Raw genomic sequence first — 17913 nt, 5'->3', positions numbered from 1 at the left:
AACGGTTGGTCGTCACGTTTGCGAGTCTACTTGCTTTCGCTGGATCGACTATCTTATCGTACGAGTGCAACCAAGTCGCGCGCGTGGAGGGCCGTGGGTCGGCCATCGGCTCCGCAAGGCATGCTCGCCGGGAATTGCTGCTGACCTGACCGTCTTCGTTCGTGATGTCGCGGTCGGCGCCTTCGCCGCCTTCATGCCCGTCGGCGCCGTAAGAGACGATGTCGTAGGGGCCGGAATGGCCGGGCTGGTTGTACTGATAGGCGTGGCCCCAGGGGTCGCGCGGCGTCTTGTTCAGGATGCCGTCGGCGAATTTGTCGCTGGGCTGCACCAGGGCCTGCAGGCCCTCGTCGTTGCCGGGGAAGCGGTCGTAAGCCGTGTAGAATGTTTCCAGCGCCTGGCCGATTTTGGCGATCTCCATTTTGGCGATGTTCTGCTTGCCCGTGATGAGGTAACCGCGAACGCCGAGGGAGACCGCGCCGGCCAGGAGGCCGATGAGGACGATCACGACCATCAGCTCGACGAGGGTGAAGGCGGGGCGAGGGTTCAGGGGGCCCAGGGGGCGCCCCGGTTCAGGGTTCGGCAAATCCAAAAACAGACGGCCCTCACCCCAGCCCTCTCCCGGAGGGAGAGGGAGACATACGCGGCCCTCACGTAGCCTCTCCCGGAAGGAGAGGAAGGCCAATGAGGCCCTCACCCCCACTGCGGAACGCCACCGAGGGCGTTCCCTACAGACGGCGGAACGGCACGGAGTCCGTTCCCTACAGATTGCCTGACGCCTGACGCCTGATGCCCGTCGCCTATTAAAGTACATTTCCAGCCTCCAAGATGGGCAAAAGGGTTGCGAACAAAATGAATCCGACAAACACGGCGAGCGTGAGGATCAAGAGCGGTTCGAGTGCCGAAGCCAAGCGGGCGGAACTGCTCGCCACCTGGCGGTCGTAATCCGTCGCCAGCCGCTCGAGCATCTCTTCCAATCGGCCCGATTGCTGCCCGACGGAGAAGATGTGGACCACCAGCGGCGGAAAGACGCCGGTGCGTTCCAATGACGTGCTGATCTCGATGCCCGCGCCGACCTCCTTGGCGCTCTGCTCCAGCGCCTCGCGAAATACGACGTTCGACGTCGATCGAACCACGATTTCGACCGCCTTAAGGTAGACGATGCCGCTGCGAATCAAGGTCGAAAGGACCAGCGCGATCCGGGCGATCGTTTGCTTGCGCGCCATCGAGCCGATGAGCGGCAGGCGCAGCAGGAAGCGGTGCCAGGTGCGGCGGCCGCCCGACGTCCGCAGACACACGACCATGGCGCAAGCGCCGGCGGCAAGGAGGGCCGCCGGTATCCAGCCGCGCTCGACGAGCAGATCGCTCATCGCTTTGAGAACGCGCGTCGGCCAGGGCAGCTTCCGGCCCGCTTCCAGCAAGTTCGTGAGCAGCATCGGCACCACGACGATCATCAGGAAGAGGCTGACGGCCAGGCTGACCGCGAAGACGATCGCCGGGTAAAGCAGGGCGGTGAGCACGCGGTCTTTCAGTTCCGATGCCCGTTCTTTGAAGCCGGCAAGTTGCTCCAAAACGGCCTCCAGCGTGCCGGAATTCTCGCCCACCTCGACCATGCGGATGCAGAGCGGGTCGAAGACGTCCGGTTGTTCGGCCATCGCTTCGGCCAGGGATGCTCCGGCGGCGACGCGATCGCGAAGGATCAAGAGCGCCGTGCGGTAGGCGCCGCGCTGCTGCTGGGCGAGCGTGTCGAGGGCGTCGGTGACGGGGATGCCCACGCCCAGCAGGGTCGCCAGCTCGCGGATGGTCGAGGTGACCTTGGATCCGAAGCGGCGCGACCAGGGAAGGGTGAAGGCGCGGCGCTCGGCGACGGCGGTTTGTTGGATCGTTTGGACGAGCAAACCGCGGCGGCGCAACTGGTCGCGCGCCTGTTTCGCCCCGTCGGCGGTGACGGTGCCGCGGGTGGTTTTTTTGTCGGCGGCGATGGCTTGATAGGAGAAGACGGGCATGTCAGTGCTGGCCGCCTCTCCCGACCCCGAAGGGGTCGAATTCGATAGCCCAGGGTGCAGCGCAGCGGAACCCTGGGTTATCGAAACCAATAAAATGGCTAGCCCCAACGGGGCGCGATTCCCCGTGCGACCCGCGACGCGCACGATGTTTTGCCCTCACCCGGCCTCTCCCAAAGGGCGAGGTCTCGATGTGGTGTGGCGCGGACGGGGAGTGACGCCCTTTCAGCGCTACGCTTGTTCGGCCGGCCGAAAACCCAGGGTTCCGCTGCGCTGCACCCTGGGCTTTCGAATCACGCACCTTCGGTGCTACGGCCTTCGGCCTTTGGGTTGCGTCCATTAGCGTAACGTGTTCCTTTCCTGAACCCTGAACCCCGAATCCCGGCACGCCGGGAAACCCCAAATCCCAAACCCCAAGCCCTCCCTCGCCAATGGTGGGCCGGCGCTCGCAAGCTCGCTGGTCCCACCCTACAAATTCGTGCGCATCGTGATGCGGACCACTTCGTCAATACTGGTCAGGCCCGCAATGATCTTCTCCACGCCATCATCGCGCAAGAGCCGCATTCCGCGCGCGACCGCCGCGTCGCGGATCTGTGAGGCATTGGCCTGACTCTGGATTTGCGCGCGCACCGCGTCGTCCGTCACCAGAAGTTCGAAAATGCCGACCCGGCCGCGAAAACCCGTTTGCCGGCATTCCGCGCAGCCCGCGCCGCGCTGGAGAGTGCCGTCGCGGAGCGCCCCGCGCGTCAGACCCAGCCGCTTCAGCTCATCGTCGGACGGCACAAACCCCGCCGCGCAGTTCGGGCAAATCCGCCTCACCAACCGCTGCGCCAATACCGCGATTAGCGAGCTGGCCACCAGGTACGATTCAATGCCCAGATCCAGCAGGCGCGTGACGGCGCTGGCCGCGTCGTTCGTGTGCAGCGTGGAGAACACGAGGTGCCCGGTCAGGGCCGATTGGATCGCCATGACCGCCGTCTCCTCGTCGCGGATTTCGCCGACCATGATGATGTCGGGGTCTTGCCGCAGCACGCTGCGCAACCCGGCGGCGAACGTCATCCCTTTTTTGTCGCTGATCTGCGTTTGGCTCACGCCGTCGAGCTGGTACTCGATCGGGTCTTCCAGCGTGACGACGTTATGCTCTTTGGCGTCGATTTCCTGTAGCGCCGCGTAAAGGGTCGTGCTCTTGCCGCTGCCGGTCGGGCCGGTCACCAGAATCAGCCCGTGCTCCAAGCCGATCAATTCGCGAAAGCGCGCGAAGGCATTTGCTCCCATGCCCAGCGTCTCAAGCGTCTGTAACCGCGACGTCTTGTCGAGCAGCCGAATGACGACCCGCTCGCCGAAACTCGTGGGGAGCGAGGCGATCCGCAAGTCGATCATGCGGTCGCCTACTTGCACGGTCGATCGGCCGTCTTGCGGCAACCGCTTTTCGGCGATGTTCATCTTGCCCAGCACCTTGATGCGGCTGATGACTTCCTCTTGCAGCCCCTTGGCCACGTCGAAGGCGTCGCACAACACGCCGTCGATCCGCATCCGCACGACGAGCCGGTTTTCGTAAGGCTGAACGTGAACGTCCGACGCCCGGCCCTTGACCGCCTCGAAGAGCATCAGGTTGACGAGCTTGATCACCGGCGCTCGGCCCGACACGTCGAGCAGGTCTTCGCGGCCTTCGAGTTGGGCCACCTCGGCGAGAACGTCGTCCTGGTCCAAGGCGTCGATCAGGGCCTGGGCCTGACCTTCGCGCTGCTGATAGCCGCTATTGATCGCGGCGCGAATGTGGTCCGCCGGGGCAAACATCGGTTCGATCGTGCGGTCCAGGTAGCGAGAGACGACGTCGGCCTGCCGCCACGATGCGAGCGAGCCAAGGGCCAGGCCGAGCCGGTCGTCGGGCAACGCCACGCCGATCAATTCGTGTTGTCTGGCGAAGTCGATGGGGATTCGTTCCACAAAGAGGGCGGAGGGCGGGTGAGCCGACAAGTCCTCCAGAAACGGGATGTCGAAAGCCCGCGAGGCGGCCCGGCATTGGCAAGTGGCGTCGATGCCGAGCGCGGCCGCCCAGGCCAAGGGCGCGATGGCGGCATCGGGCGATGGCGCCGCCGCCACGTCGGGCGCCAGCTCGCGCAGGGCGGCGAGCCAGTCGTTGGCTGGGGTGTCGCGGATGGTCAGGTCCGTTATGGCTGACATTGATTGTTTGCCACCGCTTCAGGAATGACGCCCTTTCAGGGCTACGACGATTTGTGTTTCCCGAAACCCAGGGTTCCACCCTGGGCTTTCGAATCGCGCACCTTCGGTGCTACGGCAACCCCCAACCCCCAACCCCCAACCCCAACCCCCAACCCCAACCCCCAACCCCCAACCACTGACCACTCACCACTCACCACTCACCACTCACCACTCACCACTCACCACTGACCGCGCTAATGCATCAGCATCGGCTCGCTATGGGGATAATCGCCGTGGATTTGCGCGTGCCCCAGGTCCGCCTCCGACAGATACTTCAAGTCTTGGAACTTGTCGTCTCGCAAAATGATCGGCCGCAGAAAGACGAACATCGACGTGCTCTGCTGGCTCTTGCTGCGATTGCTGAACAAGGCGCCGATGATCGGCACGTCGGAGAGGTAGGCCAGTCCGCTCGTACTCTTCGACGGGTTGCGCCGGTTCAGACCACCGACGATGATCGTGTGCCCGTCCGGCACCACGACTTTGCTCTCGACCTGATCGGTTTGCCGCGGAGGGGGAACGCCGCTCGCCCCGGAACCGGTGAAACTGTTGAGCGTCACCGTATATTCCAATTGCACGTGGTCTCCTTCGCCGATGTGCGGCGTCACGTCGATGGTCGTGCCCGCTTTGGCGAAGCCTGCGAAGCTGGTGGTGGCGACCGTTTGTGAGGCGTTGACGCTGGTGTAGGGAACCTCCGAGACGCTGGAGAGCACGCCGGTCGCGTTGTCGTTGACCAGGATGCGCGGCGCCGAGAGGACTTTCGCCCGGCTATGGCTGGAGAGCGATTTGAGGACGGCCTCCGCGGAGTTTGGATCGATCACCGCGCCGTTGAATCCAGTGCCGGGAATCACCGAAAGAGCGCCGCTGACCGGATCGACCTTGCTGAGTCCGTAGGAGGTTCGGTGGCTTTGACGTTCTTCAGCTTGTAGAACTTCACCAGTCCGCCACCGGCTTTCCGGCCCGGCACGTCGAGCTTGCGGTGGATGGCGGCGACTTGCTCGTGAATTCGCGGCGTGCCCGTGATGATGAGCAGATTGCCGTCGTTGTCGACCGCCGACCGGAATAGCCGTTTGGCGTCGATCGGATCGATCAATTCCTTGGCCAGCCGCTCGACGCGTTCGGCCGAGGCATAGCGCAATGCGTAGACCTGGGTCGATACGCCCAAAGGCACGTCGAGCGCCCTTGCCAGCGCGATCACCTCATCCACCTGCGGCCGCGTGCCGACAAGCAGCAATTGATTCGTGCGCGCATCACTCGTGATTTCCACGCCCGATGCCCCGCCTCTATTCGTTCCCGCGGCTTTCGCGCGTGCCGTGAACAGGCCCGACAACTGCTGGCCGAGCGCGGCGGCCTCCATATTTTTGACCGGCAAGAATTCCAAAACGACGTCCGGCTTGGGCTGGTCCAGTAAATTCACAAGCTTGGTGACTTTCAGGATGTTGGCGGCGTAATCGGTCACGATGAGCACGCTGGGGTCCTTGATCGCCACGCTGTTGGCGCCGGGCTGGGTCAAAAACGGCTTGATGACGGTATCGACCTGTTGCGGATCGGCGTGCTTCAGGAGAAAGGCCTGAGTGACGGCCGTGCCCGCGCCGTATTTCGCGATGGCCGCTTCGGCATCCTGCTCGTTGTGGGCGATCAGCGGCAGTTTCGCCGTCGTCACGATGCGTTTCCAGCCGGGCACATCGGCATCCTCCAGCGCCATGCCTTTCATCTTCAGGGCGCTTTCCAGCAGGCCCAGCAAGGAGCTGACCGGGACTTCGCCGGGCCCGCGGATGTTGATCTTCTTGTTGGCGATCTGTTCGTCGTAGAGGATTTTCACGCCGACCCGCTGGCTGACGTAATCGACCAGCCCGCGGACCTCGATTTCGGTGGGGAAGTTGAGCGCGACCATGCCGTCCGCTGCGCGTGCCGGCTGAGATGCAGGGGCGGCCGGCCGAGTGCTCTGTTGCACGGCGGTATCGCCCCGCGGGGAGCCCGCAGTCGGCAACCCGGCGGCGGTGCTTGGGAGCGCTTGCTGCCGCGGTTTGGCGAGGCGTTCTTTGTCGCCGGCCTCGTCCGCCCGAGCGAGGCCGGCAAGCGCGGCGACGATCGCGGTTAAAGTCATGACGGCGCGCAGTCCGGTTTCCATCGCCTCGCGACCGATTCGCTGCTTACGGACGTGCGCCATCGCCTGCTGCCCTAAGGGCGGAGGGGAATCGTGGAACTGGCCGGACTGGTGCGCGGCCCTTGCCCGCCGCGCCGACTCGAACCGTGGTGCTACCCGGATGGACGTGAACGAGCGGCCGGGACGGCACCCAGAATGGGGAACGAGAAATAGCGGAGGCAACCTCAGCCTGTCAATAGCACCTTTCCGCCCCCCAAGTGAAAAGTTGATGACGCTCCGCGGAACTTTTGACCCACAACCGGCGTCTAACTTTTAGGCGGCACACCGGAACGTCCAGCGCGGCCCGATGCCTGACGACCGTGGCCCAGTTTTCTTGAAATTTATCGGCGCTGCCGCCCGTATTGCTGTTAGCGGGAAAGAGAAAATGGTTTCATGGTTGGTGGTTAGTGATTGGTGGTTGGTGGTTGGTGGTTGGCAGAGTGTCAGCCGTGCCTAAGAATTGAGCAGGCGCGACGCGCGGCCGCCGGTGCCGATCGGCTTGCGCAAATTTGCGGACGCCGATGAAACACGGCGTTTTTGCCAATCGGTTAACCTGACAGATGGGTTTTTTGGCGGCTGCTCAAATGGTGTGCATAGTGGTCACCTGGCTGCCTGTTCTTTGAGCAATACTTTTGCCCGTGCGGCGAAGCAGCCCGCCGGCGTTCGGCGAGCTGCGGTGAGAAGTCGAAAAAGATCCGGTCCCAAGCCAACGGCGCGGTAGAACACAGGGAGCCACGCAGGCGGACGCCTGCAACCGATCCAACCCAAGCCAGTCGCGAGATAGAACAAAGGATGGCGAGTGTCAGCCGTGCCTAAGAATGAGCAGCGGCCTAGCGCGACCGCCGAATGCCGCCCGGACGCGCACGGTGTGGGCAAATTTGCCCACACCGATAAAACCCGAGGTTTTTGACAGTGAACCACCCAACGGTACTGCTTTCGGGCTGGCTGCTTAATGTGTACGCATAATGCTTTTTTGGTGCTCAAATTATCAACAACTGACTCGCTGACGAGCGATGAGGGATGAGTTTCAACGCGGCAGTGCAAGCCAATTACAGCGCAAGATGATGGATGAGCGACCTTGCCCGGTAGTTCTTATGCCAGGATCCGTGCGCGGGAGGTTCCATCACGGCGGAGCGTGATGCCTATCCCGGCGCGCCGGGACTCGCGAAACAGGCCAAGCCAGTTGGCGAGTAGAATCAGGGGAAACGACGAAGAAGGCCGAATGAGAACTCCTCGTCCGTGGCCGGCAGTCGACGCCGCGAACAGCCGGCGAAATTTTTTCGTCGGTGGAATATGCGGCACGCGCCCGGCGTATTACCTGATAGCGGGGAAAAGAGAGAGTGGTTCGTGGTTAGTGGTCAGTGGGCAGCGGTTAGTGGTCAGTTGTGATTGGTCTTTGGCAATTCGAACGAAAAGTGGTGGCACTTGCGGTGTGGCCCCAAATTGGTGGTTGCGTCCGCGTTTTTTGGCCGCGGGCGCGGGACGACGCAAGTCTCGTTGTGGGCAAGCACTTACGAGGCAAGAGAGCCACGGACGCCCCTTTGTTTTCCGCAAGTGCAAGCACTTTGGCGCGGTCCCCTCTTCCGGTGGGGTGGGAACGGCGCCCACCCCTCCCTGAATCGCGGCCGCGCGTGTGCCGGTCCAAATCAGTTTGACTTATGCCGGCGGCGCGCGACAATGGAACTCATATTGTCCGAACGCCGGCATTCGCTCCCTCCGGCGTCCTAACGCGCGCCAAGAGTGTGAGGCTTTTCATGTCGAAGCAGAGTGTGTGGCACGGCGGGTGGTGCTTGTCCGTCGCTTGGCTCGTGCTGGTGGGCCTGGCCGATCGGCCGCTTTGGGCGTCCAAAGTGGTGATGAAAGACGGCCGGACCTATGAGGGCCGTTTTGTCGTCGTCGGCAGCTTCGGCGAGGATGCCCTCAACGTCCCGCTGAACGGCGCACCCAAAGTGCAGCTCATCTTGCTCTGCGACGACTACTTGCGCCGCATCTTTCTGCCGAAAAAGCTGGTGCAGAGCACCCTCGAGGCCGAAGTGACGCCCATGGTGTCGTTCAACATTCGCCAACACGTCGCCGATTCGGGCGGGCGGGTGACGCAGCTTGGCCCGCCGCTGAGAATCGACCCGTTCGACGAGTTCGGCCGCCGCATCTACGCCATGAACACCAACCAGGGAAAGATCAACGTCATCCAGGGCATCACCAAGATCACTCCCTTGTGGACCAAGGTGGAAGCGATCCACAAGATGGAAGGCAAGAACTTCATCTGGGACATGCGGATGGCCACCAGCTCGATTCCGCCCGACGTTTTGCGGCAGATCATCGCCCGGCAAATCGATCCGGACAAAATCGAAGATCGGCTGCGGCTCGTGCAGCTCTTTCTGCAAGGCGAGCGCTATCAGGACGCGCAGGCGGAACTGAATCTGGTCATCCAGGCGTTTCCCGGCTCGAAACAGCGCTTCGAAGGCGCCCTGCGCGACTTGCGGCAGGCTTTCGCGCGAAAGGCGCTCTCGGAAATCGACGTGCGCACGAACGCCGGGCAGCACAAGCTGGCCATCAACCTGCTGGAGAATTTTCCCAACGAAGGCATCGCCGGCGAGACGCTGCAGGCCGTCCGGCAGTCGCTCGACGAATACCACACCGAGTTCGGCCGCTATACCGAACTTTTGCAACAGGTCGATCAGACGCTGGGAAAAGTCGCCGCCCCCGAGCAAGGCAAGGCCCAACCGATCGTCGGCGAAATCAAGAAAGAGCTGAACATCCACACGCTGGGCCGGATGGCGGCCTTCCGCCAGTTCTTGGCCGACCCGGCCTTGAGCGACCAGGAAAAGCTCTCGCTGGCTCTCAGCGGCTGGCTGGTCGGCACGGACGACGCTTTGCGAAAGCTGCCCGTGGCACTGTCGTTGTTCGACGTTCGCAATCTGGTGAGGCAATATCTGGCCGAGCCGACGAAGGTCAAGCGGGACCAGATTCTCGCCGACTTGACGGCCCAAGAAGGGGCCACGCCCGAACTGGTCGCAAAGCTGTTGCGCTATATGCTGCCGCCGGTCGAGACCAAGACGCCCGAGGAAGGCCCGCCGGGATTCTACGAACTCTCGGTCAACGGCCTGCCGGGCGAAGGGCCCGTGACCTATTACGTGCAGTTGCCGCCGGAATACGATCCGCACCGCATTTATCCCACGGTGGTGACGCTGAACGGCGCCGGCAGCACGCCGCGGCAGCAGATTGATTGGTGGGCCGGGGCCGTGGGGCCGAACGGTCAGCGGTTGGGTCAGGCCACGCGATTTGGGTACATTGTGGTGGCCCCGGCCTGGTCGAACACCGGGCAGGTGGAGTACGGCTTTTCGGCCGCCGAGCATGGCGCCGTGCTCAACTCGCTGCGCGACGCCTGCCGGCGGTTTTCCATCGACACCGACCACGTGTTCATCAGCGGGCACTCGATGGGGGGCGACGCGGCCTGGGACCTCGCCTTATCGCACCCCGACCTGTGGGCCGGCGTCATGCCCGTCGTGGCCCGCGCCGACAAATACATCAGCTTGCTCTGGGACAACATGAAGCTCGTGCCCTTTTACCTGGTGTCGGGCGAGCTCGACGGCGACAAGCGCAAGGCCAACGCCACCGACATCGACCGCTATCTGAACCGCGGCTACAACGCGACGGTGGTCGAGTTTCAGGGCCGCGGCCACGAGCATTTTTCGGACGAGATTCAGCGGCTGTTCGAGTGGATGAACCGCTGCCAGCGCGACTTTTTCCCGAAATCGTTTGTCACCAAGAGCATGCGTCCCTGGGACAATTATTTCTGGTGGCTGGAGCTGACTGATTTTGCCGACAAGACGATGGTCGATCCCGAAGAATGGCCAAAAAAGGGCGCCCGCCCCGCGCAGACCACGGCCGAGGCCAACGCCAACAACGGCCTGGTGGTCAAGACCGGCGCCCACAAGACGACCGTGTGGCTCAGCCCGGAGCTGATCGACTTCCGGCACAAGCTTTCGATCATGGTCAACGGCGGGCGAGCGCGGCTGACGGGTCCCGGCGTCGAACCGAGCCTGCGGGTGATGCTGGAAGACGCCCGCACGCGTGCCGACCGGAAACATCCCTTCTGGGCGAAGGTCGAGATGCCCGCCAACCGCATCAACGACGGTGAGGGGGAGGAGTCGAAGTAGAAACGGCGCGAGCGTTGCATCTAAGCATTAGAGCAACTTGCGAAATTCGTCGACGGTTAAGCCAGCGTCTTGAACAATGCCGCCCATCGTAAACGGCTTTATTGGATTGTGACGCGTCCAGGTGGTTGATGCCAGGAATGCGTGGCACGGTTATAGGGCCACTTCGATTTCGCGTAAGTCGGCGTCACTGACGCGATCCTCGAGTGCCGCGAGGTATTCGCGAATGGCGTCACAGATATTGTCGATCGCTTCTTCTTCGGTGTCGCCCTCAGACCAGCAGCCAGGCAGCGCGGGCACGGACACGCTAATCCCTTCATCGGAGTGGTGCAAAGCAACCTTGTACTTCATAGGGCCTCCTTTTATAAGTTACCTCGGAGATCCTTGTTTACCCAGCGGCTCTGGGCGAGGTTTTTTGTGCGCGGCAATCATGGTAAACTGCCACGATGAGGCGACGGTTTCGCAAATCGCATGAATGGTGATTGGCAGGCCGTATCGCACATCGAGGCATAACGATGGAACCAAAACGCAATTCGCGCACCGCCGTCTACACCGGCTCGTTCGACCCCATCACGCTGGGGCACATCAACATTATCGAACGGGCCAGTTCGCTGGTCGATAAGCTGATCGTGGGCATCGGCGTCAACGCCGGCAAAGACCCGATGTTCACGCCCGATGAGCGGATGGCCCTGGTGAAGCGCGTCACGCACCGCTTCGACAACGTCGAAGTGTGCAAGTTTTCCGGTCTGGCGGTCAATTTTGTCCGCCGCTGCGGCGCCCGCGTCATGATCCGCGGGGTGCGGCCGCTCACCGATCTGGAAGCCGAGCTGACGATGATGCTGGCCAACCGCCAGCTCGATCCAGGCATCGAAACCGTGGTGCTGATGGCCGACAAGGAGTTCGCACACGTCTCCAGCACGTTGATCAAACAGATCGCCCCCCTGGCCCGCGACGAAGAACTGGCCCATTTCGTGCCGCACGAAGTGATCGAAGAGCTGCGCCGCCGAGTTCCGCACCAGGGTGACGGGAGTGACGGTTGAGCGTAGGGTGGGTCCAGCGAGCTTGCGAGCGCCGGCCCACCCTACGGAAAAAGCCGGCGAGTGGATGGTGGGCCGGGTCGCGCCGCACTACACTAAAGTCGTGGCCAGAGTCGTCTTAGCAATGTCCGGCGGCGTCGACAGCAGTGTCTCGGCGCATCTGCTGCGCGCGGCGGGCCACGAAGTCATCGGCTTGTTCATGCGTCATGGAGCAAGCTCTCCGGCTTCGTGTGCCACCGGCGATGCCGATCACGGCGGAGTGCCTTCCCTATCGGCGGAACGGCACGGAGTCCGTTCCCTACAGATTGTCTCTCCCGGCCATAAGCAAGGATGTTGCAGCGCCAGCGACGCGGCCGACGCGCGCCGTGTGGCCGACCGCCTCGATATTCCGTTTTACGCCGTCGATTTCGCCGCGGAATTCGGGCGGATCATGGACTACTTCACGCATGAGTATACGGCCGGCCGCACGCCCAACCCTTGCGTGATGTGCAACAACTGGCTCAAGTTCGGCAAGCTCCGCGACTATGCCGAGAGCGTCGGCGCCGAGTGGATTGCCACCGGACATTACGCCCGGCTCGAGCCGAGCGGCCGTGCCGGAGAGCCGCCCGCGCTGCGTCGCGGCATCGACGAATCGAAAGACCAGTCTTACGTGCTGTTCGGCATCGACCGCGGCGTCTTGCCGCGCGTGATGTTTCCCGTGGGCGGCTATCGCAAAGAGCAAATCCGCGACATCGCCCGCCAGCTTGGCCTGCGCGTGGCCGAGAAAAAAGACAGCCAGGAGATTTGCTTCGTTCCCGACGGCGACTACGCCCGTTTTGTGCGTACACGCCAGGGCCGGGGCGACTTGTCGGGCGAGATCGTGACCACCGGCGGCGAAGTGGTCGGCCGGCACGAAGGGATCGAGCAGTTCACCATCGGCCAGCGAAAAGGACTGGGCCTGGCATTCGGCGAACCGCGGTATGTCGTGAGGCTGGAGGCGGACACTCGCCGCGTGGTGATCGGCCGGCAAGAGGAACTGCTCCGCTCGGAACTGACCGCGATGCAAGCCAACTGGCTGGTCGATCCGCCGCGGCAGCCACTGGAGTGTGACGTGAAGATCCGTTATCGTAGCACCACCACGCCCGCAACGGTTTCGTTGCTTGGCGATGGGCGGATGCACGTGCAATTGCGCGAGCCGCGTGCCGGCGTCGCGCCGGGTCAGGCGGTGGTGTGTTACGCCGGCGACCGCGTTTTAGGCGGCGGCTGGATCGAATAATTCACGGTTTTCAACGAAGAGCTATTATGTTCCAGAACCTGGCTATTCTGTTCGCTCAGGCCGATCTTCAGGCATTGGAGACGCGTCTCATCTGGGGCCTGGCCATCGTCGTCCTGATCGGCATCATCATCGCCTTCGGCGTCATGCTGATGCTCTACGGCAACATCTGGTTCCAGGCCTATATGTCGAATGCGCGGGTCAGCATGCTGAGCCTGGTCGGCATGAGCCTGCGGCAGGTCAATGCCCGCGTGATTGTGCAGTCGAAGATCATGGCCATGCAGGCGGGCATCGGCAGCGACCCCACGACCGGCATCACCACGCGCCGCCTGGAGGCCCACTATCTGGCCGGCGGCAACGTGCCGGGCGTCATCCGGGCGATCATCGCCGCCCACCGCGCCGATATCGACCTCGACTTCGACCGGGCGGCGGCCATCGACCTTGCCGGACGCGACGTGCTGGAAGCCGTGCAGACCAGCGTCAGCCCCAAGGTGATCGACTGCCCCGACCCCCAGAGGTCGAAAAAAGCCACCCTCAGCGCCATCGCCAAGAACGGCGTGGAGCTGCGCGTGCGTGCCCGTGTCACCGTCCGCACGAACATCAGGCAGCTCATCGGCGGGGCGACCGAAGAGACGGTCATCGCGCGCGTGGGCGAAGGGATCATCACGGCGATCGGCTCGGCCGACGACCATTTCATCGTCATGGAAAAGCCCGACATGATCTCCAAGGCGGTACTGGCCCGCGGCCTCGATGCCCAGACGGCGTTCGAGATCGTCTCCATCGACATTGCCGACATCGAGGTGGGCGAGAACATCGGCGCGCGGCTGCAGGTGGATCAGGCCGAGGCCGATACGCGGGTGGCCCGCGCGCGGGCCGAAGGGCGGCGGGCGGTGGCGATTGCCCGCGAGCAGGAGATGAAGGCCCGCACGGCCGAGAACCGGGCCCGCGTGGTGCTGGCCGAGGCCGAGGTGCCGATGGCCATGGCATCGGCCTTCCGCCAGGGGACGTTTCTCACGCAGGGCGCACCGCACGGCAATGGAGCGCCGTCATGAGCGACACGACCGACGACGCCCCGATCAGCAGTCCCTCCCTGGCCAAGGCCACGCTCTCCAGAGTTCCGGAGCGAATCGTGCTGATTTCCTATCCCAAGGTCATCTTCTTGTATCCGGCGTGGTTGATGGCGATGGTGGCCGGGACTTATCTGAGCTTCACGTCGCGGGCACTCGACGGCAGCAACACCACCTCGGTGATGATGTCGACGGTGTTTCTCGGCATCCTGGCGGTCAATCTGGTGGTGCTGGCCTTCGACTTTCCTCGCACCACGTCGCTGACGCTGTTCTTTTTTGCGGCCGCGGTGGTGATGGGGCTGGTGCTGTTGTTCGAATATCGTCCGGAGATGCTGCCGACGGTCACGGGGACCTTCAAGAAGTTCAAGCCGGAGGCCAATGCCACGTTCTACTGGTCGATTGCCGGCATCCTGGCGTTGATCTTTTTGGTGGCCTACGTGATGGTCCACTTCGACTATTGGGAGGTGCGGCCCAACGAGTTGTTGCACCACCACGGCATCTTGAGCAACCTCGAACGCTTTCCGTCGCCGCACTTGCGCATCGACAAAGAGATCAACGACGTTTTCGAGTATCTGCTGTTGCGATCGGGCCGGCTGATTTTGCAGCCGAGCGAGGAGCGCCGCGCGATCATTCTCGACAATGTGCCCTTCATCGAGCGCAAAGAAGAAGCGATCACGCGGATGCTGGGCGCGCTGCAGGTGCAGGTGCGGTCGGATACGTCGGAGACGTAGATTCGAGGCGTCAGGTTTCAGGCGTCAGGACAAACAGGCTGACGCCTGAACCCTGAACCCTGAACCCTGAACCCTGAACTGGCGGGCCGGCGCTCGCAAGCTCGCTGGTCCCACCCTACTCCTGGTGCCCAAAATCGCGTCCCGATCGCACGGAGACCACGATCAACAGTAAGGCCAGCACCATCAGCCCAGCGGCGCCGTAATAAGGATATTCGGGCGACTGCTTGAACAGCCGCAGGCCAAAGACCGGCCCGAGAATGCGGGCCAGCGAGGTGGCACTCTGGGCCAGTCCCAAAATGCCGCCCTGCTGGTTCGGGTCGCTGCGCCGCGAGATCAGTGATTGAAGCGAGGGGTTCACCAGCGCAAAGCCGACCACCTCCACGGCCATGGCCCCCACCAACAACTCAAAGCTGCCACGCAACGTCGCCACGGCCAGCAGCGCGAAACCGGCCAGTGCCGACAGTCCGCCGAGCACGGCCATCGCGCCTTCGCTCAGCCGGTCGGCCAGCCGCCGCACCAAAAAGCCCTGGGCCAACGTGAGAATGAGGCCGAGGTACGCAAAGGCCGCGCAGACGACGATGATCGCCACGTCTTCCTGCCGCTCGTATCCCGAATCTTTGATCTTGTCCGACAGCCAGCCCAACAGCGGCGCGTCGGCCTTCGTCGAGTTCATCGCCAGGTGGTCGATCTGCACCGACAACGTCGATTCGAAGTTGGCGAACGAAAAGACGGCCAGCGCCGAAGTCAACAGCAGCAGGCCCACGGAGGGGATGGCCAGCGCGGCCCGCAACGCGGAGCGGTCGAACAGCTTCCGCTGGGCCGTCACGCCGCTCTCCGGCTGCATCGATTCGGGCAACTTGACGAACGCCAGCAGGAGTGCAAAGGCCGACATCAGCGACGCCACAAACCCAGGCCAAGGGCTTTCGGCCACCTGCCGGCCGAGGAACAGCGACCCGGCCCCGATCATCGGGCCGAGCGTGAAGCCCAGCGCAAACGCGGCCCCGATGAGTGCCATGCCTTTCGCCCGCTTCTCTTTGGTCGTGGTGTCGGCGATGTAAGCCTGGGCCGTCGAGATGGTGGCTCCGGCGATGCCGGCGCCGATGCGCGTGAGAAACAGGCCCAGCAGACTGTGATAAAGCGCCGCCAGCCCGAACATGCCGTAAAACACGGTCGAGGCGGTCAGGCCGATGAGAATGATCGGGCGTCGGCCGAAGCGATCGGACAGCCGTCCCCACACCGGCAGGAACAAAAACTGCATCGCCGAGAAGCTCGACATCAAAAGTCCGATGAGCCAACCGACCTGCTGATCGGTCAAATCGTACTGCAGCGCAAAATCCTCGCCGTAGATCGGCAGCAACGGCAGCACGATGCCAAACCCCAGCAAGTCGATGAAGACCGTCAGAAAGATAACCAGCAACGAGCCTTTGCGAGGAGCTTCGGACATCAGGACCTTTGGTTGTTGAGGGGGATCGTGGCAACGTCGCCCAGCTTACGGAAAAAGTGCCGAGTGCGGTAGGCAGTCTGAGTTGCCGTCCTTGACATCCGGCGAACGATCCGCTTTGCTTTTGGCGCTCCGGGAACGTCGTCGCGGCGCGAACTATCCTTGCATCATTCCCTCCCTCCGTCTCTCCCCAAATCATGCCCTACCAACTCAAGATCTCCGACGGCACCGTCTACGATCCGATCAACGGCGTCGGCGGGGAAGTCCGCGATTTGTGGATCGCCGACGGCAAGATCGTGGAGCCGCCCGACGACCCCGCCCACACGCCCGACCGGACGCTGGATGCCACCGGGCTGGTGGTCATGCCGGGCGGCATCGACATGCACTGTCATATCGCCGGGCCCAAGGTCAACCTGGCGCGCAAGATGCGGCCGGAAGAAAAGCGCCGCGGTCCGCAGGTCCACCGCACCGACCGCACGCACAGCGGCACGATGGGCAGCGTGCCCAGCACCTTCGCCACCGGTTACAAATACGCCGGGCTGGGCTACACGACCGCCTTCGATGCCGCCATTCCGCCGCTGGCCGCCCGACATGCCCACGAAGAATTCGCCGACACGCCCTGCATCGACAAGGGCTTTTATGTGCTGATGGGCAACAATCACTACGTGATGCGGTGTCTCGCTCAAAAGCAGCCGGAAAAGTTGCGGGCGTTCGTCGCCTGGCTGTTGTCGTCGGCCAAAGGCTTTGCGCCCAAGCTGGTGAACCCCGGCGGCGTCGAAGTCTGGAAGACCAGGCCGGCCGGCGACGTCCGAAGTCTCGACGACAACGTGGCCGCCTTCGACGTGACGCCGCGCGAGATCATCGCCGGCCTGGCCCAGGCCGCCGACGAGCTGCGTCTGCCTCACTCCGTACACATTCACTCCAACCAGTTGGGCCTGCCGGGCAACTGGCGAACGACGCTGGAAACCATGCGCGCCCTGGAGGGCCGCCGCGGCCATCTGACGCACATTCAATTTCACAGCTACGGCGGCGGCGACGAAGACGAAAACACGTTCAACTCCAAGGTGCAGCCGCTGGTGGACTACGTGAACGAGCACGCCAACATCACGGTCGATGTCGGGCAGGTGCTCTTCGGCCCCACCACGAGCATGACCGGCGACGGCCCGCTGGGCTATTACCTCAGCAACATTTACAAAACCAAGTGGTTCAGCGCCGACACCGAGTTGGAGTCTGGCTGCGGCATCGCACCGATCGAATATCGCAACAAGAGCCTGGTCCACGCCCTGCAATGGGCCATCGGCCTGGAATGGTATCTGATGGTGAAAGACCCCTGGAAGCTGGCGATGAGCACGGATCACCCCAACGGCAGCTCGTTTCTGGCCTATCCGCAGATCGTACGGCTGCTGATGGACCGCAGCTATCGGCAAGACGTGCTGAAGACGGTCCACCCGGCCGTGCGCGAGCGGAGCCGGCTTGCCGATCTTGACCGCGAGTATTCGTTGAGCGAGATCTGCACGATCACCCGCGCCGCCCCCGCCCGAATTCTGGGTCTGAAGACCAAAGGCCATCTTGGTCCGGGCGCCGACGCCGACGTGACTCTCTACACGCCCGACGACAACCAAGAAACGATGTTCGAGTTGCCGCGCTATGTCATCAAGGCCGGGCAGATCATCGTCGAGCAGGGGGAAATCCGCCAGCCGGTCCACGGCAAGACGTTGCACGTGGCGCCCGAATACGATGCCGGCATCGAAGCCGACATTGCCGCCTGGTTCGAGCGGTATTATTCGGTCCGCTTCCGCAACTACCCGGTGACGTTCGACTATCTCGAAGCGGCGGAGCAGGTGGATCACCAATAGATCCGC

General features: G+C 63.1%; 13 protein-coding genes. 6 read left to right on the top strand and 7 right to left on the bottom strand.

Annotated elements, in window-relative coordinates; genetic code table 11:
• The 5 genes from gspG to VNH11_32305 all read right to left on the bottom strand — a co-directional run.
• The coding region (gene gspG / locus VNH11_32325; GenBank protein HVA51072.1) for a type II secretion system major pseudopilin GspG at positions 1-511 on the bottom strand (511 nt) is incomplete at its 3' end.
• Between the two features lie 289 nt (positions 512-800).
• Positions 801-2003: a type II secretion system F family protein gene (locus tag VNH11_32320; GenBank protein HVA51071.1), complete on the bottom strand. Its 1203-nt coding sequence runs from the start codon at positions 2001-2003 to the stop codon at positions 801-803.
• Positions 2004-2468: 465 nt separating this feature from the next.
• Positions 2469-4184, bottom strand: a complete 1716-nt coding sequence (locus tag VNH11_32315) for an ATPase, T2SS/T4P/T4SS family (protein ID HVA51070.1) — start codon at positions 4182-4184, stop codon at positions 2469-2471.
• Positions 4185-4417: 233 nt separating this feature from the next.
• Positions 4418-5071 carry a type II and III secretion system protein gene (locus tag VNH11_32310; protein ID HVA51069.1) on the bottom strand — a complete coding sequence of 218 codons (654 nt, stop codon included), beginning with the start codon at positions 5069-5071 and terminating at the stop codon, positions 4418-4420.
• On the bottom strand, positions 5068-6390 hold the full coding sequence (locus VNH11_32305) for a secretin N-terminal domain-containing protein (protein HVA51068.1): 1323 nt from the start codon (positions 6388-6390) through the stop codon (positions 5068-5070). Before VNH11_32305 ends, VNH11_32310 begins: the two co-directional genes overlap by 4 nt.
• A gap of 1730 nt (positions 6391-8120) precedes the next feature.
• Between VNH11_32305 and VNH11_32300 the strand changes: the two genes are divergently transcribed.
• Positions 8121-10526, top strand: a complete 2406-nt coding sequence (locus VNH11_32300; protein ID HVA51067.1) for a peptidase — start codon at positions 8121-8123, stop codon at positions 10524-10526.
• Between the two features lie 150 nt (positions 10527-10676).
• Here VNH11_32300 and VNH11_32295 read toward each other — a convergent pair whose 3' ends face one another.
• Positions 10677-10874 carry a type II toxin-antitoxin system HicB family antitoxin gene (locus VNH11_32295; GenBank protein ID HVA51066.1) on the bottom strand — a complete coding sequence of 66 codons (198 nt, stop codon included), beginning with the start codon at positions 10872-10874 and terminating at the stop codon, positions 10677-10679.
• Positions 10875-11038: 164 nt separating this feature from the next.
• Between VNH11_32295 and coaD the strand changes: the two genes are divergently transcribed.
• The 4 genes from coaD to VNH11_32275 all read left to right on the top strand — a co-directional run bounded on the left by coaD (position 11039) and on the right by VNH11_32275 (position 14610).
• A complete protein-coding gene (coaD, locus tag VNH11_32290; protein ID HVA51065.1) occupies positions 11039-11563 on the top strand; it encodes a pantetheine-phosphate adenylyltransferase in 525 nt (174 codons plus the stop codon).
• Positions 11564-11663: 100 nt separating this feature from the next.
• Positions 11664-12815, top strand: a complete 1152-nt coding sequence (gene mnmA, locus VNH11_32285) for a tRNA 2-thiouridine(34) synthase MnmA (GenBank protein ID HVA51064.1) — start codon at positions 11664-11666, stop codon at positions 12813-12815.
• A gap of 26 nt (positions 12816-12841) precedes the next feature.
• Positions 12842-13864 (top strand): flotillin-like protein FloA, encoded by a 1023-nt coding sequence (gene floA, locus VNH11_32280; GenBank protein ID HVA51063.1) that lies wholly within the window; start codon positions 12842-12844, stop codon positions 13862-13864.
• Positions 13861-14610: a hypothetical protein gene (locus VNH11_32275; GenBank protein ID HVA51062.1), complete on the top strand. Its 750-nt coding sequence runs from the start codon at positions 13861-13863 to the stop codon at positions 14608-14610. Before floA ends, VNH11_32275 begins: the two co-directional genes overlap by 4 nt.
• A 115-nt stretch (positions 14611-14725) precedes the next feature.
• Here VNH11_32275 and VNH11_32270 read toward each other — a convergent pair whose 3' ends face one another.
• Positions 14726-16054, bottom strand: coding sequence for an MFS transporter (locus tag VNH11_32270; protein HVA51061.1), 1329 nt, complete (start codon positions 16052-16054; stop codon positions 14726-14728).
• A 194-nt stretch (positions 16055-16248) separates the two neighbouring features.
• Between VNH11_32270 and VNH11_32265 the strand changes: the two genes are divergently transcribed.
• Complete coding sequence (locus VNH11_32265; protein HVA51060.1) at positions 16249-17907, top strand: formylmethanofuran dehydrogenase subunit A; 1659 nt, start codon at positions 16249-16251, stop codon at positions 17905-17907.
• The last annotated feature ends 6 nt before the right edge of the window (positions 17908-17913 follow it).

Source organism: Pirellulales bacterium (assembly GCA_035533075.1).
Taxonomy (GTDB): Bacteria; Planctomycetota; Planctomycetia; order Pirellulales; family JAICIG01; genus DASSFG01.
The sequence above is the reverse complement of the archived record's forward strand: the minus strand, read 5'-3'. Positions and strand labels throughout refer to the sequence as shown.